Genomic DNA, 26,383 nt, shown 5'->3' with positions numbered 1-26,383 from the left:
GCTCTTTTCTTTTCTAAAATCGGATGAATACTGCGCTAGTGCTTGCCGTGGCCGTGGCCTTTGCCACCGCCCATCTTCTTGGCTTGCCCGGGAGGCAGGCCGCCGTTGCTGGGGTTGGCGGGGTAGCCCATCTTTTTGGCCTGGCCGGGGGGCAGGGCGCCGTTGCTGGGGTTGCCGCCGCGGTAGGTCCAGGGCGAGTTGCCGCGGTATTCGATGTACTGCGGGTGGAAGTTGGCGGGGTTGTAGCCCTCCAGCCGTTCCACGCGCGTCCACTGGCCATTGCGCTGCACAATGTAGCGGCGGGCTGGCACGTCGTAGTAGCCCTTTATTTCGGGCACGTAGTAATACTGAGCATCAGCTGGGGCGCCTACCACGGCGGGCGGCCCTGTGTTGATGTTGACGTTAATCTGGGCCTGGGCCGCGGGGGCCGCGGCCAGCGAGGCGCCACCAAACAGCGCGGCGCAAAGCAGGTTGGGAATCAGTTTCATGAGGAAAGTATTGAATGAAGCAGGCAACACCCGGCACCGGGCCGGGCGCTATTATACTGCATTGGTAAATGGTAGGTTGATGGCACTCAGGTGGCCAGTCTAGCTGCGGCCGTGCCGGAGGGGGGCATTATTGCGCCCACTACCGTTGTTGCCGCCAAAGCCGCCGTGGTTGCCCGGGTTCTGGCCCGGGCCGGGGTTGTAGCCACCCTGAGGCGGCTGCGGCTGGGCCGGTTGGTTGCCGCGCGGCGGGTTGTAATTCCCGCCGGGGTAGGCGTTGCCGCCGCGGTTGTCGTGGCCGCGGTAGCCGCCGGGACCGTTGTAGCCGCGGCCGTTGGAGTAGTAGCCGGCGCGCGGGTGGCCGTAGCTGCCGTACCCGTTGTAGCCGTAGCCGCCGCTATAGTAGCCGGGGCGGGCGTAGTAGCGGTAGGGCTGGTAGGCGTAGCGCTGGTGGTAGTAATCGAGGCGGGACCAGGGCTGCGCGCCGCGGTAGTCCACTATTACCGGGTGAAACAGGTAGGGGTCGTAGCCATACAGCTCGGGCTGGGGCACCCAGTAGCCGTCCTGGAACACGATGTACTGTTGGTTGTAGAGGTCGTAATACCCATCAATTTCGGGGATGTAGTAATACTGCGTGCCGTAGGGCACCTGGGGGCCCCAGGCCGGCACGCCGATATTAATATTCACCCCCACCTGCGCCTGGGCGGCCGGTGCGGCCAACAGGGCAAACGCGCCCACCAGGGTCGCGCCAAAAAGTCTTGCGAGGGGTTTCATGCTATTGGGTTGGAAAAAATGGACTAACAGGCCACTAACGGCGCTGCTTCCGCATAGGTGCAAGGCAAGTGCCAATGTGCCGGAAAAGGTAGATTCAGCGGCAGAAAACGTCGCCCAAATGCCAGGAACCCTCGCCCGTTTATTTTCTGTGAGAAAGCCGGGGACAAACGGGCCGCTCTTGCTGTTACACCCCGACGCACCAAAAGCTAACCCGACTGGCAAATATGCCTTTCGGGTTAGCCTTCGGCGCCCTATCTACGTACCTTTACGCACTTATTCGCTGCGTTCCTGAATGGCCAAAAAATCCACTGCTGACCCGGTTGCCAAAGCTCCCAAAGCCGCCGCTTCCGCCAAGAAAAAACCAGTTGCCCCCGCCGCCGCGCTCAAAAAGCAGCTCGCCGGCGCCCTCACCGAACCGGAAGCCGCCGCGGCCAGCCAGCCCAACCCGGCCAGCGTGGCAGTGGCCCTGCAACACCAGACGCCCGAGACACTGCCGCCGGTTGAGACCACGCCCGCAGCCAATGGCTCCACGCACCACATCGACGCGCCCTTCATTGAAGTGTACGGCGCGCGCGAGCACAACCTCAAAAACGTGAGCGTGCAGATTCCGCGCAATAAGCTGGTGGTGTTCACGGGCATCTCGGGCTCGGGTAAGAGCAGCCTGGCGTTCGACACCATTTATGCCGAGGGGCAGCGGCGCTACATGGAGACGTTTTCGGCCTACGCCCGCAGCTTCATGGGCGGGCTGGAGCGGCCCGACGTGGACAAGATTGAGGGCCTGTCGCCGGTTATCAGCATCGAGCAAAAGACCACCTCGCGCAACCCGCGCTCCACGGTGGGCACCATCACCGAAATCTATGATTTCCTGCGCCTGCTCTACGCCCGCACGGCCGAAGCCTTCAGCTACGCCACGGGCAAGAAGATGATTCGGCAGTCGGATGACCAGATTATCAACTATATCCTCAAGCACTTCGACGGCAAGAAGCTGGTGGTGCTGGCGCCCGTGGTGAAGGGCCGCAAGGGCCACTACCGCGAGGATTTCCAGAAGATTGCCAAGCTGGGCTTTGCCAAGGTGCGGGTAGACGGCGAAATCCTCGACATCACGCCCAAGATGCAGGTGGACCGCTACAAAATCCACGACATCGAAATTGTCATCGACCGGCTCATTGTGAAGGAAGAAGACCGATTCCGCCTCTCGGGCTCGGTGCAGAACGCCCTCACGCACGGCAAGGGCACCATGCTGGTGCTCGACCCCGACGCCAAAAAGGCCCAGCCGCAGTTCTTCTCGCGCTTCCTGATGGACCCGGCCACCGGCATCGCCTACGACGACCCGGCGCCCAACACCTTCTCGTTCAACTCGCCCTACGGCGCCTGCCCCACCTGCAACGGACTGGGCGAGGTGCAGGAAATCACGGAAGAAGCCGTGCTGCCCGACCGCAAGCTGAGCATCAGCCGCGGCGGCATCGCGCCGCTGGGCGAGTACCGCGATATCTGGATTTTCCAGCAGCTCTCGCTCATCCTCAAGAAGAACAAAGCCACGCTGAACACCGCCATCGACAAGCTGCCCGAGGAGTTGCTGAAGCGCCTATTGCACGGCATTTCGGAGGACGAAGCTGACAGTGGCAAGGGCGCCTTTACGGAGCCATTTGAGGGCATTATTCCCTTCCTGCGCCGGCAGATGGATTCGGAGTCGGACAACATCCGCGAGTGGATTGCGCAGTACGCGCAGGCCCAGCCCTGCCCCGAATGCCAGGGCTACCGCCTCAAAAAGGAAAGCCTGCACTTCAAGATGGACGACAAGCACATCGGCGAGCTGTCGGTGATGGATTTGAACGAGCTGGCTGGCTGGTTTGAGGGCCTGGAAGACCGCCTGACGGAGCGCCAGAACGTCATCGCCCGCGAGCTGCTGAAGGAAATCCGCAAGCGCATCGGCTTCCTGCTCGAAGTGGGCCTCGACTACCTGAACCTGCACCGCCCCGTGCGCACGCTGAGCGGCGGCGAAAGCCAGCGCATCCGCCTCGCCACCCAGATTGGCACCCAGCTCGTGGGCGTGCTCTACATCATGGACGAGCCCAGCATCGGCCTGCACCAGCGCGACAACGAGCGGCTCATCAAGGCCCTGCAGCACCTGCGCGACATCGGCAACTCGGTGATTGTGGTAGAGCACGACAAGGACATGATTCTCAACGCCGACCATGTGCTGGACATTGGGCCCGGCGCGGGCATTCACGGCGGCCACATTGTGGCCTCGGGCACGCCGCAGGAGATTTTCAACTCCGGCTCGCTTACCTCGCAGTACCTCAGCGGGCAGAAGCACATCGAGCTGCAAAAGAAAAAGCGCAAGGGCGAAGGCACCGAGCTGGTATTGAAAGGCGCCAAGGGCAACAACCTGAAAAACGTGACCCTGAAAGTGCCATTAGGCAAGCTGGTGGCCGTCACGGGCGTGTCGGGCTCAGGCAAGTCTACACTCATCCACGACACGCTGTACCCGATTTTGAACCAGCACTTCTTCAACTCGAAGAAGGAGCCACTGGCGTACGGCAGCATCGAAGGGCTGGACTTGGTGGACAAGGTGATTGAAGTGGACCAGTCGCCCATTGGCCGCACGCCGCGCTCCAACCCAGCTACTTATACGGGCGTGTTCACCGAAATACGGCAGCTGTTTGGCGAGATGGCGGAAGCCAAAATCCGCGGCTACGGCCCCGGCCGCTTCTCCTTCAACGTGAAGGGTGGGCGCTGCGAAACCTGTGAGGGCGCCGGCATTCGCACCATCGAGATGAACTTCCTGCCCGACGTGCACGTGCCCTGCGAAACCTGCAAAGGCCGCCGCTATAACCGCGAAACGCTGGAAGTGCGCTTCAAAGGCAAGTCCATCACCGACGTGCTGGACATGACCGTGGAGAAGGCCGTGGAGTTCTTCGAGTTCCAGCCCCGCATCCTGCGCAAAATCAAGACCCTGAACGACGTGGGCCTGGGCTACCTCACGCTGGGCCAGCAGGCCACCACGCTGAGCGGCGGCGAGGCCCAGCGCGTGAAGCTGGCCACCGAGCTCAGCAAAAAGGATACGGGCAAGACCTTCTACATCCTCGACGAGCCCACCACCGGCCTGCACTTCGAGGATATTAATCACCTCGCCGACGTGCTTCAGAAGCTGGCCGACAAGGGCAACACCGTCCTCATCATCGAGCACAACCTCGACCTGATTAAGGTGGCCGACCACATCATCGACGTTGGCCCCGAAGGCGGCGCGGGCGGCGGCACCATTGTAGCCCAGGGCACGCCCGAGCAGGTGGCCAAGGCCGGTAAGGGCCACACCGCCCGCTTCCTTGCCGAGGAGCTACGCACAGGCAAGTACGCAGGAGATAATAAGTTGTAGAAATACACCGCCGGTTAGCCATAAATAACCCGTCCGACCGAAACTTACCGATTTTTACACAAATCGGTAAGTTTCGGTCGGACGGGTTATCTTTGCTAAAACTTACCGATTGTTATATAAATCGGTAAGTTTTAGTATTATGAACATTGAGCACCCGCCTGCTAGTTCTTTTGAAAATTTTGGCTCCGAAGAGATGGTCCGCTATTGGACCAGCGGAGACGTGAATAACGTGGTTCGAAAAGCCAATTACGAATACCTTTATTGGTCTGAGTTGAAAAGGCAAAAACTGCCCGATGGTTTTGTTCCGGGGCCGGTGTGGCTGCTAGTTAAGAGCAGCCGGCTGGGTAATTTACGGGAATTAGCCGTACCAAACATCCCCGGGTGTCGGTTTCGGTACCAAGTGACTGAGCCCACCTTAGAAAAGTTGCACCGGTTTGACCTGTACATGGGGGGAATTATGCAGACCGACAGCCTGATACCGGCTGAGGACCGTACACGCTATCTGGTGGGTTCTATTATGGAGGAAGCTATTGCCTCCAGCCAGCTAGAGGGAGCTGCGACAACCCGGGAAGTAGCCAAAGACATGCTACGGAAGAAGCGCAAGCCACGCAATGCTTCGGAACTGATGATTTTCAATAATTACCAAACCATTCAATACATTCTGGAGCAAAAAAAACAAGCTCTTACGCCGGAGATGCTTTGTCAAATTCAGGCCCGCATGACGCAGGGCTCCCTAGGCGACCCCGCGCACGAAGGCCAGTTCCGGCAAAACGACGACGTGCGGGTCGAGGATTTTACGACCGGGGAGGTGGTACACGTGCCGCCGTTGCAGCGGCATTTGCCGGAACTGCTGCGCTGGTACTGCGCGCTGGCTAACGACGAGATTCCCAGCCAAAGCGGTACGTCGGGCTCGTTTATTCACCCCATTGTGCGGGCCTCCATTCTGCACTTTCTTATCGGATACATCCATCCCTTTGCCGACGGCAATGGCCGCACGGCCCGGGCGGTGTTCTATTGGTATTTGCTGCGCAAGGGCTATTGGCAACTGGAGTACATGTCGATTTCGCGTATCATTCATAAATCGGCCTCCCAATATGCACGGGCCTACCTCTATACCGAATACGACGGCAACGACCTGACGTATTTCATCAATTATCAGGTGAAGACCCTCGACCTAGCGTTCACCAGCCTGCAGCAATACATCGAGCGCAAGGTGGCCGAGAAAAAACAGCTGCGCAGCTTCCGGCAGTTCGACCAGTTCAATCAGCGTCAGGTTTCCATATTGCAAGAGTTGATAACTGACCCGGACGCCATCTGGACCATTCGGGAAGTGCAACATCGTTTCGGTGTGGTGTACGACACGGCCCGGAACGACCTGATGCACCTCGAAAACATGGGCTTGCTCGACAAGCGTCGTGAAGGCAAACTGAGAATCTTATACCTGCGCGCCGAGAACTTCGAAGAAGCGGTGGCTCGTCTGAAAGGAGGGCGCTGAGATTGGGCAATGGCATCGGTCGGCCCAAGGCGGCACCATCGTGGCCCAGGGCATGCCCGAGCAGGTGGCCAAGGCCGGCAAAGGCCATACGGCCCGTTTCCTGGCCGAGGAACTACGCACGAGCAAGTACGCCACGGCCTGACCATAACAAACACTGCGAAAGAGGCCGGCAAATAAGTATTTGCCGGCCTCTTTTTATTCCCCGAGAAGTAACCTCACGAATGTTGCCGTTCAACTGCCGACTGAGCGTAGCGTTGCTCCAGGCGTTGGTGCCGCCGGCGCAGCAGCAGGGCCAGCAGCGGAAATGCCACCGCGGGCACCATTCGCAGCATCCAGGGCTGCACGAAGAACGACAGCAAAATGCTGGTGCCAAACACGATGGGCGACGAGAGGGGCCGCAGCAGGTCGAGGTCGGGGTGGGTGCGCTCGTGGGCGGCCGTGACGCCGTGGCCTGGGTGCCGCAGGTAGTTTTGCAGCTGGGCCTGCATCAGCCCCGTGGCAATGATGTTGATGCTGTAGATAATCCAGGGCGTGCGCAGCATGGCGTACTCGCTCTGGTAGGCCGTGGTGAAGGGCATGAGAACAATACAGAGCAGAAACAGCATGTTCAGCCAAATCAGTCGGCTGTCCAGGTGCCGCACGAAGCGGAAGATGCGGTGGTGCGCCACCCAGTAGATAGCAATGATAAAGAAGCTGATGAAGAAGCCTACTAGGAAGTGTTAACAATCGCGCAGCCAGAGCACAGTTGCTGCTAAGTGAATAAAAGCCAGAAAATGCCGGTCCAACTTGTCGTAGCGCGTGGCCACGCGTCGAAATTGCTTGAGGCGGCTGAAGAGTCGCTCGATGGGGTGGCGCTGGGCGTAGCGGGCCGGGTCGTAGGCCCGCGGGTGCCGGCGCTTGCGCCGGGGCGGAATCACGGCGTGGGTGCCGCGGGCAGCCAAAGCGGCCACCAGCGGGTCGGAATCGTAGCCCCGGTCGGCGATGAGGTGGACCGGGGCCAAGCCCTCGAGCAGGGGCAAGGCTTGCGGGGCGTCGTGGCGCTGGCCCGCCGTGAGGCAGCAGCGCACGGGCCGGCCGCGGGCGTCGGCCACGGCGTGCAGCTTGCACGTCAGCCCGCCGCGGCTGCGGCCGAGGGCCTGCGGTCCGTTTTTTTGCGCGCCCCGGACGCGTGCTGGTGGGCCCGCACGGTGGTCGAATCCACCAGCAGCGTGTGCAGGGCGGTTTCGTCCTGCACGGCCTCGAACACGCGTTGCCACACACCCGCGGCCGCCCAGCGCTGGAAGCGCGTGTACGTCGTGTGCCAGTTGCCGCGTTCCGGCGGCAGGGCCCGCCACCGCGCCCCGTTGCGCGCCAGCCAGAGCACGGCTTCCACGAACTGGCGGTTGTCGCGCCCGCGCCCACCGCTCGTGCCTTCCCGACCCGGCAAGAGGGGCGCCAACCGCGCCCATTGCGCATCCGTGAGCATTCTTTCCATGCCCCAAACTACCAATCACTGTTAACACTTCCTAGCTTGGGAATCAGTTGCAAAAAGCCGTGCCAGGCCTCCCTTTCGGTGCGGTGTTCCAGCTCCGGCACCTTCAGCTCAATGACGAGCAACGTGATGGCAATGGCAAACACGGCATCGGTGAACAAAATCAGGCGCTCCAGCTGAAACGCGTCGCGGTTGTGTTGGGCTTTCTCGTTGCCATCCATGGGATTAGGTGCGGCCCAAAGGCCAGCCTGGCAATATTAGGATGGCGACCAATGAAAAACGCCGCCCGGTTTCCCGAAGCGGCGTTTTTGCAGGATGAAGCGTCGAAAACCGATGCTTACATCTTCATGTTCGAGCCTTGCTGGGCCATGCCCAAGTGCTGTTCCACCACCGGCAGGGTCTTGCCGATGAAGGCTTTCAGGTCGGCGTCCTGGGTCATTTTCTCGTGGGAAGCCATGGTATTGGCCGTCTTTTGGTGGTCGGTCTGCATCTGGGCCAGGTAGCGGGTCTCAAACTCTTTGCCCGAGAGTTTCTCCATGGCCGGGGCCAGGGCTTTGTGCTCGGCGTCCATGTCGGTGGGCAGGGTCAGGCCTTTTTTGGCGGCAATGGCTTTCAGGTCGTTGGTCGACTTGGTGTGGTCGGCAATCATCTTGTTGGCCATTTCCTTGGCCATGCCGGTCACGCCCTTGGCCAGGGCCATTTTGCTTTGTTGAATCTCGTTCTGGTCGCTGTGCGCGGCCGTCATCATGAATTCCTTGTCGTCTTTGTGAGGGCCGGTGGGGCCGTTGGGGTCCGCCTTGGCCGAGCCGCCGCTCATCGCATCGCCGCCCATCGCGCTGCTATCGCCCATGGCGGAGCCTGCCCCGGCGGTAGTATCAGTGCCAGTGGCCGGCGTATTGGCCATGTTGCTGTCGGTGCTGCTTTCGGTGGTCGATTTGTTGCCGTCGCCGCAGGAGGCCAGCGTGAGCAGGCCCGTAGCCAGCAGGGGAAGAAGGGAGGAACGTACCATGGTGTGGGAAAGGAAAAGTTAGAAAAAGGTGTTAGCAATGACGTGCTTGCGGGTGGTACGGAATAATTACGGGTTGTAGTTGCACGGTTTGGTTAATAAAATTGCTAAGCAGAACCGTTGAATATCAGTAAGCTGAGCCGTAGTCGGGTATAAAAAAGTTCGCCCCGAACCCGGAGCGAACCTTAGGAATTGAGCAGAAGCAGCCTACTTGGCGGCGTCAACGGCCGGCTTCATCTTCGTCACCATGTCGAGGTGCATTTTCAGCATCGGCACCGTCTTGGCCGCGAAGGCCTTGATGTCGGGGTCCGCCGCTTTGATGGAGGCGTCGGTGTACTCTTTCACGTCTTCCTCGTGGTCTTCCAGCATTTCCTTGAGGTATTTCTGGTCCATTTTCACGCCTTTTTCTTCGGTCACTTCCTTCAGCACTTTCTGGTGGTCGTCGCCCAGCGTAGTAGGCAGAGTGATGTTCTTTTTGGTGGCCAGGGCCATCAGCTCGGCGTTGCCTTTGGAGTGGTCGTCCACCATTTGCTGGGCAAACTCTTTGGCCTGCGGCGTGATGGCGCGGGCCACTACCTGCTTGCCCAACTCTACTTCCAGCATGCCGCCACTGGCCGCCTTGGTCAGGAACTCGGAATCATAGTCCATGCCTGTCTTCTCAACCTTGCCCATTTCGGTATTGGCCGTTGCGCTGTCGGCTTTCACCTCGTTGGTTTTCTGGGCTTCTTTCACGGAGTCGTTGGAATTGCAGCTGGTAGCGGCCAGAAGCACTATGGCCGTGCTAAAGAGGGTAATGAAGGGGCGTTTCATCGGAAAAGAAAGGTGTTGGTGAAGTGCTAAAATTCAGCTAGCTACGTGAGCAAATGCTGAAGCCGTGCCGAAGCCGTTACGGCAGTTTTTCCGCCGCTTCGGCCGCTTCTTTGGCGGCATCCAGCTGCTCCTCAAGGGGGGCGTGGTACTTCGCCGCCAGGCCGCGGATGTCGCCGTCGTAAGCGTCGTCTTTCATGTCATCAAAAGCATCCTCGTCCTGCTTCTGGACCTTCACCAGCAGCGCCATCAGGCGCTTGTCGAGCTGGCTGCCGGTTTGGGTACTGGCTTCGTGGTAGGCGCTCTGTTCGTCGTCGCCCAGCGCCGAAGGCACGGCCAGTTGCTTGGCCGCGGCCAGGGTGCGCAGGGCCGCCAGCAGGTCGAGCCGGCTCTTCACCACGTCCGTGCCGAAAGCACGCACGGCCGGCGCCGTGGCCCGGGCCTGGGCCAGCTTGCCCAGCTCCACTTCCAGCAGGGCGTTGCTGGCGGCCCGCACCAGGAATTTGGCGTCGGCCTCCTGCTTGTCGGTGATGTCGGCTTCGTTGATTTTGCGCTCGTTCAGGGCTTCGGCGTCCTGGCCACCGCTCCCGTTGGAGGAGCAAGCCACAGCCAGCGGTAGCACGGCCACGCCCAGCAACAGCCGCCGCACGGCAGGCAAAACAGTCAGTGAAAGGCGCATAGGAGTGGAGTTTGAGTGGGGTGAAAAGGCGTTGCCCGCTATACGAGGGGCCAGGTAGGGGGTTTTTGAAGATTTTTTAAGCGGGCTTTAAACTTGTTTGCAACAGCGGCTTCCAACCGGCCACAACGGCAGTTCATCTTTCAACATCGTTATATTTTCACTTTCTTTTAGCCATGCGCACTCTTTCACTCCGTTCCCTCACGTTTGCCTGCCTCGCCAGCGGCCTGCTGCTCACCACCGCCTGCAACCGCAAAGCCGACGATGCCGCCCCCGACGACATCACCACCGCCGAAGACCGCAGCGAGGACAACATTGAAACCGCCGTGAGCTCCGACGCCAAGCTGGCCGGCCCCACCGACCCCAGCGTGCAGGGCTCGGCCTACGCCACCACCGACGCCGAGTTCCGCACCCGCTTCGGCGCCTGCGCCACCCGCACCTACGACTATAACACCCGCACGCTCACCATCGACTTCGGTCCCACCGACTGCCTGTGCCCCGACGGCCGCAACCGCCGCGGCCAGATTCTGGTACGCTTCACCACCGATGTGCTGACGCGCCGCGCCGGCGCCGTGGTCACGCGCCAGAACTACTTCGTGAACAGCAACCAGCACACCGCCACCCGCACCTTCACCGACCTGGGGCTGGGCTCGTTCTCGGTGGATGTGACCAACGCCAGCATCATCCGCGCCAACAATGGCGGCACCCACTCCTGGACCGCCAGCTGGACTTTCACCCAAACCGCCGGCTTCGGCACGCCCCAGTTTGCCGACGACGTGTTCAGCGTGACCGGCTCCTCGGCCGGCACCAACCGCAAAGGCGTAGCCTACACCACCACCATCCAGACGCCCCTCATCAAGCGCGGCGACTGCTTTAAGTATTTCGTGCAGGGCGCCATCAGCATCAGCAACACCAAGGGCAAAACCATGGTAATGGACTACGGCAACGGCACCTGCGACAATTCCGCCACGGTGTCCATCAACGGCCGCACCCGCACCATCACGCTCCGCTAGTACACCGGGGGCTTCGGCCCAACAGTTTTCCGCTGCATATAGAAAGAGCCGTCCTTTTTGGGACGGCTCTTTTCATTGATGGAAAGTGCGTGCTGCGAAAATCAGTTAGTACAGCGTTTTAGTTTCCGGTGAATGCCGGCTTGCGCTTCTCACTAAAAGCCTTCACTCCTTCCTGATAGTCGGCCGATTCACCGGCAATCTGCTGGCAGTGGGCTTCGTAATCGAGCATCTCGTCCAGGGTGGCTGCACCGGCCTTGTTCAACATTTGCTTGATGAGGCCGATGGACTTGGTAGGTGCCGAGGCGTAGCGGGCGGCCAGCGCGTAAGTGGCTTCATCCAGCTGCTCGGGCGCCACCACCTGGTTTACCAGGCCCAGCCGCAACGCCTCGTCGGCGGGCACTTTTGAGCCCAGGCTGCACAGCTCAAACGCCTTAAGCGTGCCCACCAGCCGCGGCAAAAACCACGACGAGCCCGAATCCGGCACCAGCCCGATGTTGATGAACACCTCAATCAGCGAGGCGTCGCTGCTGGCCACAATGGCATCACAGGCCAGGGCCAGCGAGCAGCCGGCGCCCGCCGCCACGCCATTGAGACGCCCAATGATGGGCTTGGGCAGTCCGCGCATGGCCCGGATGATGGGGTTGTAGCGCTGGTGCAGCGAGTCGTAGAAGGAGCGGGGCTTGCCCTCGGCGGCCGCGGCTTCCTGCGCCGCCTTCAGGTCCTGGCCCGAGCAGAAGGCGCGGCCGGCACCCGTAAGCACCACGGCCCGCACGGCCGCATCGCGCGCCACCTGCTTCAGGGCGTCTTGCAGCTCGTAGCTCATGGGGTCGTTGAAGGCGTTGAAGACCTCCGGGCGGTTCAGGGTGATGGTGGCCACGCCGTCGGGGCGCACGTCGTAGAGCAGGCTGGTGTATTGCATTGGGGGGATTGATGGGTGGGAGGGCGAAAGTAGCGCGAACTTTGTAGTTCGCGTGGCCCGCGCCGTTCGGGTATCGTGCTGGCACGCGAACTACAAAGTTCGCGCTACAGTGCGGCTGCTAGCAGCGCCTCCGCCACCACCAAATCCTCCGGCGTCGTGATTTTCAGGTTGCGGTAGTCGCCATCCACCAGCTGCACGCGGCACAGGTCGTCCACCACCGTGGCGTCGTCGGTGAAGGAGGCCAGCTCCGGCATGACATAGGCGCGGCGCAGCAGGTCGATTTCAAACGTCTGGGGCGTTTGCATCAGGCGCAGGCGGCTGCGGTTCTGGGCCGCGGAGCCGTGCTGCGACACCAGCCGCACCGAGTCCTTCGGCATCACGGCGGCGGCGGCGGCGGCGTGCGTGGCAGCGGCGGCGTAGGTGCGCTCCACCACCTGGCGCGACACCAGCGGGCGCACGCCGTCGTGCACGGCCACTAGGCCCTCCGGATAGTCCTTCAGCGCTGCTAGGCCGGCCTTCACCGAAGCCCAGCGCGTGGCGCCGCCCGTCACCAGCCGGTGCGAAATATCAATGCTGAACTGCGCGCACAGCGCCTGCCAGGTATCAATCTGGTCGGCCGGCAGCACCAGCACAATTTCCCGCACGCCCAGCGCCGGCTCGGCAAAGCGACGCAGCGTGTGCAGCAACACGGGCTCGCCGCGCAGCAGCAGAAACTGCTTGGGCCGGTCGGCGCCCATGCGCGTGCCGCTGCCGCCGGCTACCAGAATGGCGAGCCGGGGTGCCTGGGCGCTGGGAAGCCCGGGGGCCTGGCGGGGAAGGGTAGGGGTTTTCATCGGCGCGAAGTTCTATCAAAAAAGAACGCCGGAACTCCTGACAAGGAATTCCGGCGTTCCGAAAGCCAGCGGCTCGAATGCTTACAGAATCAGCATGGCGTCGCCGTAGCTGAAGAACTTATACTTCTCCTTGATGGCTTCCTTGTAGGCTTCCATCAGCAGCGGGTAGCCGGCGAAGGCCGACGCCAGCATGATGAGCGTGCTCTCCGGCATGTGGAAGTTGGTGAGCATGCAGTTGGCGATTTTGAAATCGTGGGGCGGGAAGATGAACCGGTCAATCCAGCCCTGCGTGGGCTTCATGCGGGCATTGGCCGACACCGACGCTTCCATGGCGCGGATGGTGGTGGTGCCCACGGCGCACACCTTCTTCTTGGTGTCGAGGGCCTTGTTCACCACTTCGCAGGCCGGGGCCGTCACAATGAAGTTTTCCGAGTCCATCTTGTGCTTGGTCAGGTCTTCCACGTCCACCGTGCGGAAGGTGCCCAGGCCCACGTGCAGCGTCACAAACGCCGGCTCCACGCCCTTGATTTCCATGCGCTTCATCACCTCGCGGGTGAAGTGCAGGCCGGCCGATGGGGCCGCCACCGCGCCAATGTGCTCGGCGTAGATGGTCTGGTAGCGCTCCTTGTCGGCCGCTTCGGTTTCGCGGTTGATAACCTCCTTCGGAATCGGGGTTTCGCCCAGCTCGTAGAGCGCCTTACGGAACTCCTCGTCGGTGCCATCGAACAGGAACTTGATGGTGCGGCCGCGCGACGTGGTGTTGTCAATCACCTCGGCCACCATGTCCGACTCGCCGAAGTACAGCTTGTTGCCCACGCGGATTTTGCGGGCGGGGTCCACCAGCACGTCCCACAGGCGCAGCTCCTTGTTCAGCTCGCGCAGCAGGAACACTTCGATTTTAGCGCCGGTTTTTTCTTTGTTGCCGTAGAGGCGGGCGGGGAATACCTTCGTGTCGTTGAACACCAACACGTCGCCTTCGTCAAAATAATCGAGAATATCTTTGAAGTTGCGGTGCTCAATCTGGCCGGTGGCGCGGTGCACCACCATCAGGCGGCTTTCGTCGCGGTTGCGGGCCGGGTGCATGGCCACCAGCTCCTCGGGGAGTTCAAATTTGAACTCATGCAATTTCATCGCCATAGGGCAGTAATTGGGGAATATACGGAAATTTGGGGAGGCAAAAGTACGGCTTTTTTCGGGAGTATCGTTTTTTTGGAGAAGGCTGGCTTTGCGGGCGGGCTTTCACCGTCAGCAACTTCCCCGCGCAATCCCGTCTTTTGAGTTTGTAAATCGCCTCTACGAAAAACCGCCGCCCGCGGCGAAAGTTATCCGGTGCACTTTTGCAGGCGCTACCGGCCATCGTTCCTTCTTTCTGCACTCGCTCCGTTCATTATGCTCACGCTTCGTCTCGTCTTCGAAAGCTTTCGCTTCGCCCTCGACGCCCTCAAGGCCAATTTGTTGCGCACCATTCTGTCGCTGCTGGGCGTCACGGTGGGCATTTTTTCCATCATCGCCGTCTTCACCGTCGTCGATTCGCTGGAAACCAACATTCGCAGCAGCCTCGATTTTGTGGGCGACAAAATCATTTACGTCCAGAAATGGCCGTTCATTTTCTCGCCCGACTCGCCTTGGTGGAAATACTTCAACCGCCCCAACCCCACGCCGCGCGAGTTTCAGCAGCTGCGCCGTCAGCTTGGGCCGAATAACAAAGGTGTGGCCATGTTTGCCGCCAGCGGCAGCAACACCTTCAAAGCCGGCTCCAACTCGGTGGCTGACTGTGCACTGCAGGGCGTGACCTACGATTTCCGCACGGTGCGCAACGTGCCCCTCAAGGAAGGCCGCTATTTCACTACTCAGGAGATGGACGCGGGTCGGCCGGTGGCCATCATCGGCGCCATCATTGCCGAAAACCTGTTTCCCAACGGCAATGCCCTGGGCAAGGAGTTTAAGGTGCGCGGCCGCACGTTCACCGTCATCGGCGTGATGGAGAAAGAGGGCAAAAAGCTGCTCACCATTGCCAGCAACGACGACAACTGCATCATTCCCTTCCCGCTGTTCGCCAAGCTGTTCAGCGTGAGTACTTCCGGCTACGGTAACGGCCCGAGCACGTCCATCGCCGTGAAAGGCCGCGACGAGGACGCGGGCCTGCTCGATTTGGAATATGAACTGCAGGGCGTGATGCGCAACATCCGCGGCCTCAAGCCTCGGGAGGAAGACAACTTCGCCCTGAACCGACCCGAAATGATTGCCTCGATGATTGGCACGCTGTTCAGCCGCATCGGTGTCATCGGGGCCGTGATTGGCGGGCTGGCCACGCTGGTGGGCGGCTTCGGCATTGCCAACATCATGTTTGTGTCGGTGCGCGAGCGAACCAATATCATTGGTATTCAGAAGTCGTTGGGGGCCAAGAACTTCTTCATCCTTTTTCAGTTCCTGTTCGAGGCCATCTGCCTGTGCCTCATTGGCGGCGGGGCCGGCCTTTTCCTGGTCTGGCTCGTGACAACGATTCCGCAGGACGCTCTGCCGCTCACCATGACCACGGCCCGCATTGCGCTGGGCTTGCTCATTTCAGTGGCCATCGGCGTCATTGCCGGCATTGTGCCCGCGGCCGTGGCGGCCAACCTGGACCCGGTAATTGCCATTCGGGCGAAGTAGAGATGCCTAATGGCGTCTCGTCATTGTGCGATGACGGGCGAATGGCGCAAACAACAAGACGCCATTATGCGTCTCTACAGCACACCATTTTTCTATTTGATGGCGCTTCCTCCCTTTCTGAATCACGAAATTCTAGGCAATTCCATTGGCCAGTACCTGCTGGCCGGGTTTATTCTATTAGTGGGCGCGGCCTTGCGGCGGCTGATGTCGCGGCTGCTGAGTGCCATTCTGTTTCGCCTCACCAAGCGCTACACGGCCGGCGTGACCGAACAGGAGCTGCACGATTTGCTGATTCAGCCGCTGTCGGTGCTGCTGTTGCTGGCCACCCTGTACCTGGCGTTTGGGGTGCTGCGCTACCCGATGCCGCCCGACGCGGTGCCCGGCATCGAGCCCTGGCCCAAGGTGGCACTGCTGCGGGTGTTTCTGCTGGGCATCATCCTCACCATTACCTGGGTGGTGCTGCGGCTGGTCGATTTTGCCCTGCTGGTGGTGCAGCGCCGCAACGAGCTGCGCCAAACCGCCACCGCCACCCGGCTCGACAGTCAGTTTCTGCCCTTCGCCAAGGATTTGCTGAAGGTGCTGGTCATCATCATCGGCGTGCTGGTGGTGCTGGGCGAAGTGTTCAGCGTGAACGTGACGGCCCTAATTGGCGGCCTCGGCATCGGCGGTTTGGCCGTGGCCTTCGCCGCTAAGGAAAGCCTCGAAAACCTCATTGCTTCCTTCACCATCTTCCTCGACCAGCCCTTTGGCGTGGGCGACTTGGTGACAGCCGGCGACGTGAGCGGCACCGTGGAGAAAATTGGTTTCCGCAGCACCCGCCTGCGCACCGCCGAGAAAAGCTACGTCACCGTGCCCAACAAAAGCATGATTGACAAGCCCCTGGATAACCTCTCGCTGCGCACCTCGCGCCGCGTGGGCTTCACCCTCATTTTCGACCAGAAAACCACCAGTGTCCAGTTGCACGCCATCATCGCCGACTCAATAAAGGCCATGCAGGCCCACCCGCTGGTGACGCAGGACGTGCAGATGAAATTCAATGCCCTCACACCTGCCGGCCGCGAAGTCACCGTGCAGTACTTCGTCGACACCACGAGCTACGACGAATACCTCGACGTGAAAGAAGACCTCAACTACCGCCTCGTGGAAATGGTGGAGCAGCACGGCGGCGTGTTTGCCGGCACGCCGGTGGTAGCACCGCCCGCCAAACCCTGACCCACAGACCACGGATTCGCTCGGATTTATCGAATTCCGCGGATTTCGTGGACGGCGCAATTTGTAGGACTGAAGCTGGTTTAAAAACCAAAAAGGCCGCTCATACGAGCGGCCTTTTTGGTTGGAGATATTATTAGGTAGTCGTCCACAAAATCCGTGGAATCCGATAAATCCGAGCGAATCCGTGGTCCTAGCGCCCGCCAAACAGGCCGCCGAGCATGCCGCCCAGGCTGCTGCTGCCCAGCAGGCCACCCAGGCCGCTGCCGCCCGCGCTGGCCGGCTGCGAGTTGGGGCGCCCGCCCAGGCCGCCGAGGATGGACATCATCGAGCCCAGGCCGCCGTTGCCGATGGCCGAGCCCTGCTGCGGATAGTTGGCGGCCTGGTTGCCACCGCCCATCAGGCCGCCGAGCATGCCGCCGCCAAGCAGGCCGCCGAGCATACCGCCCAGCCCGGTGCTTGCCGCGCCGCCCAGCAGGCCGCCCAGGCTGCCACCGCCACCCAGGCCACCCAGCAGTCCACCGCCGCCCTGGTTGCCGTAGCCTTGGTTATGACTGCCGCCGCTCATCACGCGCGAAATCACCATGGGGGCTACCACCCCGAGCAGGCCGGTCATCAGGGCAGTTTTGGGGATGCCCACGTTGGAGAGCTTGTCGCCAATGCGGTCGAAGAACCCTTGCTTGGCGGGGTCCTGCGGGTCGTGGGCCACGGTGGCGGCTTGGTCCACCACGGTTTCCAACGCCTGTTTTTGCTCGGGGTTGATGCCGAGGTACTGGGCCATTTTGCTTATCATAGCCTCTTCGTCGTTGGCGTAGGAGCCGTCGGCGCGGGCGAAGCTGATGAGGTCGGTGACGAGGGAGAAGCGCAGGTCGCTGCTTTTCAGCGCGTCAAGGTTTTGCTGGATGCCTTCATTGCTGGCGTTTTGGGCCGCGGCGGCCACCTGCTGGGTCGAGCTTTCGGAGAGGCCCGCTTGCTGGCACAGGGCCTGTAGGAACTGGCCTTCGGCTTGGGAGGCCTGGCGGTCGGCGGTGGCGAGGCTGGCAATGGCGCTCAGGTAAGCCGTTTTCTCTTGCTCGGAGTAGTTTTGAAGGAGTTGGGTGTCCATCGGGAAAGAAAGTTTGGTTGGAAAGTGAGATTTGGAAGCTTAACGGGAGCGGCCTGAATACGTTGCCAGCCCAGGCGCCTGCCCAATGACGTTGCCAAGCGACATTTTTCAGTAAAAATTCTTGGCCTGAAAATGAGCGAATTGCTGCTGAAACAGCCCTTGGCGCGAAAAAATCAGGGTGCTAAATCCGTGTTGCGTTTGGCATTTTCAAAATCACCTCCCATCTTTGCAATCCCAAACGGGAACAACCCCACGGGAGATTAGCTCAGCTGGTTCAGAGCATCTGCCTTACAAGCAGAGGGTCGTAGGTTCGAACCCTACATCTCCCACAGTAAAAATCAGCCACTTAGGCGTCAAGCTGAGTGGCTGATTTTTTTACCGCAAGTGTAGCCAACGCTTGTGTTGATGCATTTGGGAGGTTAGCTCAGTTGGTTTAGAGCGCTTCGTTCACACCGAAGAGGTCGAAGGTTCGAATCCTTTACTTCCCACACAGAAACCGCCACTCAGTTGTAAGATTGAGTGGCGGTTTTGCTTTTGGCGCGGCTTGCTTTAAAGCTGACAGGCCGGCCAGTCCGCCCGTTATCACTCCCTTTTAGCAACCTGAGCTATTTCGTGAAGCGCTTCCTTCTTTTTTGTGGCTTGCTGCTCAACGGTTTGCTGGCTGGTGCAAACGACCGAGCGGGCACCACCGACAGCCTGCTCACGGAGCTGAACCAAGTGCTGGCTCACAAGAAGGAATACGATGGGCAGCGCCTGAACCGCATTGCGGCCCTGACGGCCGACTTCGCCTCCAGCGAAGCCAGCGACAATGCCAGATTCGACCTGGGAGTGCGCATTTACGAGGAGTACAAGGCGTTTAAGTACGACTCGGCGTTTGCTTACTGCCAGCGGATTACACAGCTGGCGGCCCAACTGCGCAACCCGGAGAAAATAGAACTGGCCAAGCTAAAGCTGGCGTTTGTGCTGCTGTCGTCGGGCTTATTCAAGGAAACCTTCGACACCCTGGACCGCATCAATCCGACGCTGCTGAGTGGGTCCGACAAACAAAGCTTCTACTTCCTGAAAGCCAGAGCCTACAGCGACCTGGGCAATTTCAACCAGGACCAGGTGTACCGCCCGGGCTACTATGCCAGGGCCCTAGCGTATGCCGACACGGCCCTGCAGTTCAGCCGGCCCGGCTCCTACGATTACCTGTCGGTACAGGAGTTCCGGGCCCAGAAAATGAACAATTTGCGGGCCGGAGAAATGATTTATGCGCAAATTCTGCGGCTGCCGCACCTCACGCTGCACCAGTTAGCTGTGAGCGCCAGCACCACCGCTTACCTCTACGAACTGGCTGGCCAGCCCGGCAAGGCGTTTGAGCTGCTGCTACGGGCGGCCATTGCCGACGTGAAAACGGCCACCAAGGAAACCACGGCCATTTTCAAGCTCTCCGACTATTGCTACCGGCAGGGCGACCTCCAAAACGCCTACACGTTCATCCGCGAAGCGCGCGAAAATGCCGCTTTCTACAAAGCACGGCAGCGGCAAATTGAAATCAGCCACGTATCGTCCATCATTGAGGGGCAGAAAATTAACATCATCGAAAGCCAGCGCAAGTCGCTGAAAACCTACGCCATCATCATGACGGCGCTGGCCGGGGTGGTCATTGCCTTTGCGGTGGTGAGTGGACTAGCCTTGCGCAAGCTGCGCCGGGCCGACCAGCTTCTTTCCGCCGCCAACGGCGCGCTGCAGGCGCGCAACGACGAGCTGCACCAGCTCAACCACGGCCTCAACGAAGCCAATAAGATTAAGGAAGAGTACATCGGCTACTACTTCCACAACAACTCGCAGTACATCGACAAGCTCGAAAACCTGAAGAAACGGGTGGAAGCTTTGCTCAGTAGCAAGCAGTACGTTGGCCTGCAAAAGCTGGTCGATGGCGTCAACATCAAGACTGAGCGCAATGAACTGTTGCGCGGCTTCGATACAGTTTTCCTGCGACTTTTCCCCAACTTCATTGCGCAGTTCAACGCCTTGTTTCGGGAGGAAGACCGGGTGGTGCTGGCCGACGACCAGCTGCTCACGGCTGAGCTACGCATCTTTGCCCTCATCCGGCTGGGCATCGCCGACAGCGAGCAAATCAGCCGCATGCTGGGTTATTCCATCAACACGATTTACACTTACAAAACGCGGGTGAAAAACCGGTCGGTGGTGCCGAACGAGGAGTTCGAGGCGCGCATTCAGGCCATCGAGGCGGTGTAGTGAAACGGGAGGGAACAAGTGAGAATTGGGTGATTTGGAAGGGACTTTGCCCCTTTTTTTATGGCATATTGGCGGCAATTCTGGTGATATATCTTCTATACTTCGGGGTGAAATTATTGAATTAATTAATTGATAATGAAATATTTGTTATGAATACGGGTTGATATTTTTCATACTGGGGTTTGACAAATTCCGGCCGGTTGGCGCGCGGGGTAGTTTTGAGCACTTTCTCCTCCAAAACGACTGCGGCAACGCGACGCTGGGCACGGCCCGGTTGGCGCGGCGTGGCGGATGCAAGGGCCTGTTCAATTCCCACTTTTCCCTTCTTACTATGCTGACATCGTTTACCCCTCGGGGCGCCCGGCGCCTGCTTGGGCTGGCCGTTGCGGCGCTTGGCTTGAGCACTGCGGCCCAGGCCCAGACCCGCGTACTGTTCGTGGGCAACAGCTTCACGCACGGCCAATACACGCCGGTGCTGTATTACAACTCCGCCGCCGTCACGGACCTGAACTTCGGCCTGCCCGCCGGCAACCCGCGCGCCCACGACGCGGGCATGCCCAACGCGTTTGGCGGCGTGCCCGGCATTTTCAAGAAGTTCACGGTGCAGGCTGGCCTGAACTACAACGTGCAGATTGAAGCCGTCAGTGGCACGTCGCTGCAATTTCATAACACCAATGCGCTGTCGGTCATCGCGCAGCCAAACTGGGACAAGGTGGTGTTGCAGGAGCAGAGCGTGAGGCCGGTGCCCACGGCCCGCGGGGGCAACCGCGCCGCCTTTTACACCGCCGCGACGCAACTGGAGCAGGCCATTCACGCCGCCAACCCGGCCGCGCAGGTCTACCTCTACCAAACCTGGGGCCGCCCCGATTTCACCTACCCCGCCGGCCAGGCCTACACGGGCTTTCCCATCGACACGATGACGGCCGACCTGCACAACGGCTACTACCGGCAGTTTGCGGCCAATGGCCGCTACGCCGCCGTGGCCTCGGTGGGCGATGCCTGGCTGCGCGCCATCACAAACGGCGTGGCCACCCGCAACCCCTACACGCCCGACCCCACTAAGGTCAACCTCTGGAACGTGGACTACGTGCACCCCAGCAGCACGGGCAGCTATTTGAGCGCGCTGGTGCTGTTTTACCAGCTCACGAATGTGGACCCGCGCACCCTGGGCGCCACCGAGCAGGCCGCGGCCGACCTAGGCATTACGCCCACCCAAGCCGTCGCTTTGCAGCAAGTTGCCTACCAACAGGTTGCGTCGCCAGCCAACGCCACGGCCTTCACGCCCGGCAACATCGCCACGGTGCGCGTGGGCGACGGCTCGGCCACGCTGACCACGGCCGCCACACCCGAATTTGTGGACGAATACACGCTGAGCGGCACGCTGGTGCGCAGCATTGCCCTGCCCACGGCCGACAACGGCACCGTGCGGGCCTTTACCAACAGCGGCACCGCTACTTCCGATAACATCACCCGCACCGTGGACGGCCGCTACCTGCTGCTCACCGGCTACAACGCCGTGCCCGGCACGGCCGGCATCGTGACGAGCACCAACAGCGGCACCACCAACAACCGCCTCGTGGCCCGCATCGGCGCCGACGGCAGCGTGGACACCAACACCCGCATCAACGACGCTTTTTCGGGCTCCAACATCCGCACGGCGGTGAGCACCGATGGCAGTGCGTTTTACGTGTCGGGCGGCAACAGCGGCATCCGCTACGTGCCTTTCGGCAACACGGGGGCGACTACGGCGCTGAACACCGGCTCGGTGGTGAATTTTCGCATTCTGGGTATTGCCGGCGGCCACCTGTATGCCACCTCGGCCGCCAATTCCAACTACGGCCTGAACCAGATTGGTACCGGCCTGCCCACGGCCGCCGGCGCCGCCGTGACGCTGCTGCCGGGCTTCCCCACGGCCACGGGCCCCAGCCCCTACGGCTTTTACTTTGCTGATTTGAGCAGCACCGTGCCGGGCCTCGACGTGGTGTACGTGACCGACGACGCTGCCACCGGCGGCATCCAGAAATGGAGCCTGGTGGGCAGCACCTGGACGCTGAACGGCACCATCGGCGGCTCGACGACGGCGCTGCTGCGCGGCCTCACGGGCCAGCGTGTGGGCGCGGCCGTGCAGCTGATTGCCAGCGGTGGGGGAGGGCTCTACACCGTGACCGACCAGGCGGGCTACAATGCCGCGCCCAGCACCACCGCCCTACCCGCGCCCTTTGTGCCGCTGGCGGCCAATACCTCGTTCCGGGGCGTGGCGTTCGCGCCGGTAGCTACCGCGCTGGCCACGAGCAAGTCGGTCGCTGCACCTGACGTAGCCGTGTATCCTAACCCCGCCACTGACCAGCTGACGGTGCAGCTGGGTGGGCTGGCCGGCCCGGTTGGGGCTGTGCGCGCCACGCTGCTGAATCCGCTGGGGCAGGTAGTGGCTGAGCAAAAAGGCACGGGCAGCGCCTTCACGTTTGGGCTGGCCGGCGTGGCCGATGGCGTGTATGTGCTGCGCCTGCAAACGGCGGCCGGCGTGAGCAGCCGCTGGGTAGAGGTGCGGCGGTAGCGGCGCTGCTTTCCTGAATGCCAAACGACGGCGCGGGGCCGGGCTCCGCGCCGTCGTTCCATCAAATTAAACCACTTATTTTAGAGGATTGACCCTTGGGCACCGCTGCGGCCAGTGTGGGCTTGAGCGTTGTCCGTTATCTATCTTATGAGAAAATTTCTGCTGGCAATTTGCCTGCTCCCGGCCGCTTACCGAGCCCAGGCCCAGCCTGCCACGCCCCTGAAAGCCCGCCTCGATAACGTGAGCCTGACCGTGGCGCTGGGGGCCGACGGCCGCCCCACCTATGCCGTGGCTTATGGGGCCAAAACCGTGGTCAAGCCCTCCCGGCTGGGGTTGAGCTTTGCCGACGGCAAGGGCTTTGACGGCCCGCTGGTGCTGGCGGGTAGCGAAACCAAGGACGTGGACGAAACCTGGACGCCGGTGTGGGGCGAGGTAAAAACCATTCGCAACCACTACCAGCAGCTCACGGTGCACCTGCGCCAGCCAGCGGCCGACGGGCGCAAGCTGGACGTGGTATTCCGCGTTTTTGCCGATGGCGTGGGCTTTCGCTACGAATTTCCTAAGCAGCCCAGGCTGCAGTACTTCAAGGTGCAGGACGAGCACACCGAGTTCAACCTGCCGGCCAACCACAAGGCGTTCTGGATTCCGGGCGACTACGATTCGAACGAGTATGCCTACACCACCAGCCGCCTGAGCGAGGTGAACACCACGCCCATCGAGGCCATTCAGCAGAAGGCCGACCCCAAGCGGGTGCAAACGCCGCTGATGCTGAAATCGGACGACGGGCTGTACGTGAACATCCACGAGGCGGCGCTGGTGAACTACCCGGCCCTGTTCCTGAATGTGAACACGCAGACCTTCAGCCTGAGCAGCCAACTGGTGCCCGACGCCACCGGCACCGGCGCCAAAGCCTACCTGCAGGCGCCGGAGCACACGCCCTGGCGCACTATTGTGGTGGCCGATAATGCCCCGGCTGTGCTGGCCAGCAAGCTCATCCTGAACCTGAACGAGCCCAGCAAGCTGCCCGAAACGAGCTGGATTCAACCCCAGAAGTTTGTGGGCGTGTGGTGGGAGATGCACGTGAACCGCGCCAGCTGGAACTACGCCGATACCAGCAACATCAAGCTTGCCGGCACTAACTGGAGCGCTTTGAAAAACAACGGCCACCACGGCGCCAACACCGCTAACGTGAAGCGATACATCGACTTTGCCGCTGCGCACCACATCCCCGGCGTGCTGGTGGAGGGCTGGAACGTGGGCTGGGAAGACTGGGCAAATAACTGGAAGGAGGAGGTGTTCGACTTCGTGACGCCCTACCCCGATTTCGACGTGGACGAGCTGCAGCGCTACGCCGCCGGCAAGGGCGTGAAGCTCATCATGCACCACGAAACCAGCAGCTCCGTCACCAACTACGAGCGCCGGCAGGATGCCGCCTACCGCTTCATGCAGCAGCACGGCTACGACGCCGTGAAAACCGGCTACGTGGGCCGCATCATCCCGCGCGGCGAGCACCACGACGGGCAGTGGATGGTGAACCACTACGTGCACACGGCCCAGCGCACGGCCGATAGCCGCATTATGGTGGATATGCACGAGAGCGTGCACCCCACCGGCCTGCACCGCACCTACCCCAACTGGCTGGCCAATGAGGCCGCCCGCGGCAACGAGTTCAACGCCTGGAGCAGCGGCAACCCGCCCGAGCACGAAACCATTCTGCCCTTCACCCGCCTTATGGGCGGACCGATGGACTACACGCCCGGCATCTTCCAAATCAAGCTCGACGACTGGAACCCTGCCCGCAACCAGGGCAAGCAGGTGCACACCACCCTGGCCAAGCAGCTGGCCCTGTACGTGACCATGTACTCGCCCCTGCAAATGGCCGCCGACCTGCCCGAGGCTTACAATAAGCATCTCGATGCCTTTCAGTTCATTGAAGACGTGCCGGTGGACTGGGACGATACCCGCATCCTAGCCGCCGAGCCCGGCGACTACCTCACCACCGTGCGCCGGGCCAAAGGCAAAGACGAATGGTACCTGGGCAGCATCACCGACGAAAACGCCCGCCAGCAGCCCGTGAAGCTGGATTTCCTGACGCCCGGCCAGCGCTACGAGGCCATTATTTATGCCGATGGCAAGGGGGCCGACTGGCAGAAAAACCCCATGGCCTACCGCATCACCAAGCAAACAGTAACCAGCAAGTCGTCGCTGAAGCTGCAGCTGGCGCCGGGCGGCGGCGCGGCCGTCAGCTTCAAGCCGCTGAAATAGTCGTTGTTAGCCGTTCCTTCTTTTCGCTTTCTTAATCAGTTTCTTATGTCGATTCGTCAAATTTTACGTGCCAAGGCGCTGGTGCTGGCCGCTGTGGGGCTGCTGGCCGCCTGCAACAAGGATGCTGCATTCCCCACCATTGACACGCCGAACATCACCTCTACGCCCACGCCGCCGCAGTACGGCACGCCCTACAATGGGGTGCCCAACCGCGAGGACGCGGTGATTTACCAGGTGAACATGCGCGCTTTCAGCCAGAGCGGCAACTTTGCCGGCGTGCTGGCCCGCCTCGATTCCATCAAGGCCGTGGGCACGAACGTGCTATACCTGATGCCCATTTACCCGGTGGGCACCGACAGCAAATCGGTAAATTCGCCCTACGCGGTGAAGGACTACCGCGCCGTGAACCCGGAATTTGGCACCCTTGCCGACCTGCGCACCCTGGTAGACGCGGCCCATGCCCGCGGCATGGCCGTGATGCTGGACTGGGTGGCCAACCACACCAGCTGGGACAACGCCTGGATTACCGCCCACCCCGATTGGTACAAAGCCAGCCCAGCCGGCGGCATCGCGGCCGTGTCGAACAACGGCACCACCTTCCCCGATGTGGCCCAGCTCGATTTCAGCAACGCTTACATGCGGGCCGAGATGATTTCGGCCATCAAGTCGTGGGTGTATACGGCCAATGTGGACGGCTTCCGCTTCGATTACGCCGACTTTCAGCCCAACGATTTCTGGAAGCAGGCCATCGACACGCTGCGCAACGTGAAAACCCATAAGCTGTTGCTGCTGGCCGAGGCCACCCGCAGCGCCAATTTCGCTTCGGGCTTCGACTACAATTTCGGCTTCAATTTCTACGGCGGCATCCGCAGCGTGTACGCCAGCAACGCCCCGGCCACCACGTTTGATGCCCTCAATGCCAGCGAATACACGGGCGCTACCGGCACGCAGCAGGTGGTGCGCTTCACCACCAACCACGACGTGAACAGCTCCGACGGCACACCCGTGGCGCAGTTTGGCGGCAAAGCGGGCGCCATGTCGGCCTTTGTGGTGGCGGCCCTCTACAAGGGCGTGCCCATGATTTACAATGGCCAGGAAGCTGGCATGGCCGCAAAAATCCCCTTTCCTTTCACCTCCGTGAAGGTGCAGTGGGGCGTGAACTCCGATGTGAAGCGCGCCTACCAGCAGCTGATGGCGGCCCGCGCCGCCAGCCCGGCCCTGCGCGCCGGCACGCCCACCGCCTACAGCACCACCAACGTGTGCGCCTTCACCAAAACCGCCGGCACCGAGCAGGCCTTCGTGCTCGTCAACGTGCGCAATTCGGTGCAAACCTTCACCGTACCCACCGCCTTGGCCAACACAAGCTGGACCAATGCCCTGCAGGGCGGGACCTACGCCGTGGGCAGCACCATTTCACTGCCAGCCTACGGATACATGGTGCTGAAGAAGTAGGGCGTTTAGAATAAATAAAAGAAGGGTCAGGCTGCGCTCAGCCTGAC

At 61.1% G+C, this 26,383-nt stretch carries 20 protein-coding genes, 2 tRNA genes and 1 pseudogene; 11 read left to right on the top strand and 12 right to left on the bottom strand.

Going from position 1 to position 26,383, the window contains the following annotated elements:
- Positions 1-35: 35 nt before the first annotated feature.
- Positions 36-488 (bottom strand): hypothetical protein, encoded by a 453-nt coding sequence (locus MTP16_RS03150; protein ID WP_243515890.1) that lies wholly within the window; start codon positions 486-488, stop codon positions 36-38.
- A 99-nt stretch (positions 489-587) separates the two neighbouring features.
- On the bottom strand, positions 588-1,259 hold the full coding sequence (locus MTP16_RS03145) for a hypothetical protein (RefSeq protein ID WP_243515889.1): 672 nt from the start codon (positions 1,257-1,259) through the stop codon (positions 588-590).
- Between the two features lie 292 nt (positions 1,260-1,551).
- Here MTP16_RS03145 and uvrA point away from each other — a divergent pair, with 292 nt between their 5' ends.
- Both uvrA and MTP16_RS03135 read left to right on the top strand, forming a co-directional pair.
- Positions 1,552-4,635 carry an excinuclease ABC subunit UvrA gene (gene uvrA, locus MTP16_RS03140; protein ID WP_243515887.1) on the top strand — a complete coding sequence of 1,028 codons (3,084 nt, stop codon included), beginning with the start codon at positions 1,552-1,554 and terminating at the stop codon, positions 4,633-4,635.
- Positions 4,636-4,774: 139 nt separating this feature from the next.
- Entirely contained in the window at positions 4,775-6,130 is a 1,356-nt protein-coding gene (locus MTP16_RS03135) for a Fic family protein (protein WP_243515885.1), read from the top strand.
- A gap of 215 nt (positions 6,131-6,345) precedes the next feature.
- Here the strand turns inward: MTP16_RS03135 and MTP16_RS03130 are convergent.
- From MTP16_RS03130 to MTP16_RS03105, 6 genes and pseudogenes are all read right to left on the bottom strand, one after another.
- Positions 6,346-6,831 (bottom strand): annotated as a pseudogene (locus MTP16_RS03130) (TMEM175 family protein); the annotation flags it as partial.
- A gap of 18 nt (positions 6,832-6,849) precedes the next feature.
- Positions 6,850-7,604, bottom strand: a protein-coding gene (locus MTP16_RS03125) for an IS5 family transposase (protein WP_243508759.1) whose coding sequence is annotated in 2 segments (ribosomal slippage) — positions 6,850-7,271 and positions 7,271-7,604 — 756 coding nt in all. Because the reading frame shifts where the segments join, the coding sequence is not laid out codon by codon here.
- Between the two features lie 8 nt (positions 7,605-7,612).
- Positions 7,613-7,822 (bottom strand): TMEM175 family protein, encoded by a 210-nt coding sequence (locus MTP16_RS03120; protein ID WP_243515881.1) that lies wholly within the window; start codon positions 7,820-7,822, stop codon positions 7,613-7,615.
- A 116-nt stretch (positions 7,823-7,938) separates the two neighbouring features.
- Positions 7,939-8,610, bottom strand: a complete 672-nt coding sequence (locus MTP16_RS03115) for a DUF4142 domain-containing protein (protein ID WP_243515879.1) — start codon at positions 8,608-8,610, stop codon at positions 7,939-7,941.
- Between the two features lie 204 nt (positions 8,611-8,814).
- Complete coding sequence (locus MTP16_RS03110) at positions 8,815-9,417, bottom strand: DUF4142 domain-containing protein (RefSeq protein WP_243515878.1); 603 nt, start codon at positions 9,415-9,417, stop codon at positions 8,815-8,817.
- Positions 9,418-9,493: 76 nt separating this feature from the next.
- Positions 9,494-10,093, bottom strand: coding sequence for a DUF4142 domain-containing protein (locus tag MTP16_RS03105; RefSeq protein WP_243515876.1), 600 nt, complete (start codon positions 10,091-10,093; stop codon positions 9,494-9,496).
- 173 nt (positions 10,094-10,266) lie between these two features.
- Between MTP16_RS03105 and MTP16_RS03100 the strand changes: the two genes are divergently transcribed.
- On the top strand, positions 10,267-11,103 hold the full coding sequence (locus MTP16_RS03100) for a hypothetical protein (RefSeq protein ID WP_243515874.1): 837 nt from the start codon (positions 10,267-10,269) through the stop codon (positions 11,101-11,103).
- Between the two features lie 118 nt (positions 11,104-11,221).
- Here the strand turns inward: MTP16_RS03100 and MTP16_RS03095 are convergent, their stop codons facing one another.
- The 3 genes from MTP16_RS03095 to queA form a co-directional block, all read right to left on the bottom strand.
- Positions 11,222-12,022 carry an enoyl-CoA hydratase-related protein gene (locus tag MTP16_RS03095; RefSeq protein ID WP_243515872.1) on the bottom strand — a complete coding sequence of 267 codons (801 nt, stop codon included), beginning with the start codon at positions 12,020-12,022 and terminating at the stop codon, positions 11,222-11,224.
- A 104-nt stretch (positions 12,023-12,126) separates the two neighbouring features.
- Complete coding sequence (locus tag MTP16_RS03090; protein WP_243515870.1) at positions 12,127-12,855, bottom strand: 2-C-methyl-D-erythritol 4-phosphate cytidylyltransferase; 729 nt, start codon at positions 12,853-12,855, stop codon at positions 12,127-12,129.
- An 81-nt stretch (positions 12,856-12,936) separates the two neighbouring features.
- Entirely contained in the window at positions 12,937-13,986 is a 1,050-nt protein-coding gene (gene queA / locus MTP16_RS03085) for a tRNA preQ1(34) S-adenosylmethionine ribosyltransferase-isomerase QueA (RefSeq protein ID WP_243519956.1), read from the bottom strand.
- Between the two features lie 258 nt (positions 13,987-14,244).
- On the opposite strand from queA, the gene MTP16_RS03080 reads away from it, so the two are divergent.
- Together MTP16_RS03080 and MTP16_RS03075 are read left to right on the top strand one after the other, a co-directional pair.
- Positions 14,245-15,507, top strand: a complete 1,263-nt coding sequence (locus MTP16_RS03080; protein WP_243515868.1) for an ABC transporter permease — start codon at positions 14,245-14,247, stop codon at positions 15,505-15,507.
- 99 nt (positions 15,508-15,606) lie between these two features.
- Positions 15,607-16,719 (top strand): mechanosensitive ion channel family protein, encoded by a 1,113-nt coding sequence (locus MTP16_RS03075; protein ID WP_243515866.1) that lies wholly within the window; start codon positions 15,607-15,609, stop codon positions 16,717-16,719.
- Positions 16,720-16,909: 190 nt separating this feature from the next.
- Here the strand turns inward: MTP16_RS03075 and MTP16_RS03070 are convergent, their stop codons facing one another.
- On the bottom strand, positions 16,910-17,821 hold the full coding sequence (locus tag MTP16_RS03070) for a TerB family tellurite resistance protein (RefSeq protein WP_243515865.1): 912 nt from the start codon (positions 17,819-17,821) through the stop codon (positions 16,910-16,912).
- 254 nt (positions 17,822-18,075) lie between these two features.
- Between MTP16_RS03070 and MTP16_RS03065 the strand changes: the two genes are divergently transcribed.
- The 6 genes from MTP16_RS03065 (at position 18,076) to MTP16_RS03040 (ending at position 26,336) form a co-directional block, all read left to right on the top strand.
- Positions 18,076-18,150 (top strand) — tRNA-Val (locus MTP16_RS03065).
- 84 nt (positions 18,151-18,234) lie between these two features.
- Positions 18,235-18,309, top strand: a tRNA-Val gene (locus MTP16_RS03060).
- Between the two features lie 124 nt (positions 18,310-18,433).
- Positions 18,434-20,065: a DUF6377 domain-containing protein gene (locus MTP16_RS03055; protein ID WP_243515864.1), complete on the top strand. Its 1,632-nt coding sequence runs from the start codon at positions 18,434-18,436 to the stop codon at positions 20,063-20,065.
- A 331-nt stretch (positions 20,066-20,396) separates the two neighbouring features.
- Positions 20,397-22,619 (top strand): T9SS type A sorting domain-containing protein, encoded by a 2,223-nt coding sequence (locus MTP16_RS03050; RefSeq protein ID WP_243515863.1) that lies wholly within the window; start codon positions 20,397-20,399, stop codon positions 22,617-22,619.
- Between the two features lie 147 nt (positions 22,620-22,766).
- Complete coding sequence (locus tag MTP16_RS03045) at positions 22,767-24,884, top strand: glycoside hydrolase family 97 protein (RefSeq protein ID WP_243515862.1); 2,118 nt, start codon at positions 22,767-22,769, stop codon at positions 24,882-24,884.
- A gap of 45 nt (positions 24,885-24,929) precedes the next feature.
- Positions 24,930-26,336: an alpha-amylase family glycosyl hydrolase gene (locus MTP16_RS03040; protein ID WP_243515861.1), complete on the top strand. Its 1,407-nt coding sequence runs from the start codon at positions 24,930-24,932 to the stop codon at positions 26,334-26,336.
- Positions 26,337-26,383: the final 47 nt, after the last annotated feature.

It is taken from the genome of Hymenobacter monticola (genome assembly GCF_022811645.1).
Classification (GTDB): Bacteria; Bacteroidota; Bacteroidia; order Cytophagales; family Hymenobacteraceae; genus Hymenobacter; species Hymenobacter monticola.
The sequence above is the reverse complement of the archived record's forward strand: the minus strand, read 5'-3'. Positions and strand labels throughout refer to the sequence as shown.